We start from the raw sequence: 753 nt of genomic DNA on the forward strand, positions 1-753 counted from the left end.
CAAAAGAAGTAGGTAGTTTAACCTTCGGGGGGACGCTTACCACTTTGTGGTTCATGACTGGGGTGAAGTCGTAACAAGGTAGCGCTAGGGGAACCTGGCGCTGGATCACCTCCTTAAACGATGATTACTCACGATGAGTGTCCACACAGATTGATATGGTTTAAATTCAGAGCAAAAAGTTGGTTCTGCATAAAGTGCTGAAGCAATTTATGTGGGGCTATAGCTCAGCTGGGAGAGCGCTTCGCTGGCAGCGAAGAGGTCATCGGTTCGATCCCGATTAGCTCCACCACTGACTTCCTATGTCCCGTTCGTCTAGAGGCCTAGGACACCGCCCTTTCACGGCGGTAACAGGGGTTCGACTCCCCTACGGGATACCATCTTTAAGCACATTTTTTTTGATAAGAAAGTATTAAGTGTTCTTAAAAATGGTTACTTCATTAGAAGTGATTAGCTCTTTAACAATTTGGAAAGCTGACAAAACAACAATTTATTGTTGTTTGTAAAGTTCTCAATGTTTGTCTTTAAGACAAACACCAAAATAACACATTCAAGTGTTCTTGGAATTTGAGTCCGGCAAAATCGAGTCTGCATCATGTATAAAAATTGCAGACAACTTTGGTGACTTGTCATCAACTCGAAACTCCTTCGGGTTGTATGGTTAAGTGACTAAGCGTACACGGTGGATGCCTTGGCAGTCAGAGGCGATGAAAGACGTAGTAACTTGCGATAAGCCCAGATTAGGTAGTAACAACC

2 tRNA genes and 2 rRNA genes are annotated in these 753 nt (G+C 43.7%); all 4 read left to right on the forward strand.

Annotation, left to right across the window (positions count from 1 at the left end):
* Positions 1–116: ribosomal RNA gene (locus UF05_RS08690) — 16S ribosomal RNA — on the forward strand; the annotation flags it as partial.
* 97 nt (positions 117–213) lie between these two features.
* A tRNA-Ala gene (locus UF05_RS08695) sits at positions 214–289 on the forward strand.
* 12 nt (positions 290–301) lie between these two features.
* A tRNA-Glu gene (locus tag UF05_RS08700) sits at positions 302–377 on the forward strand.
* Between the two features lie 279 nt (positions 378–656).
* Positions 657–753, forward strand: a 23S ribosomal RNA gene (locus tag UF05_RS08705); the annotation flags it as partial.

It is taken from the genome of Vibrio sp. S457-15, from assembly GCF_000960545.1.
GTDB lineage: Bacteria > Pseudomonadota > Gammaproteobacteria > Enterobacterales > Vibrionaceae > Vibrio > Vibrio parahaemolyticus.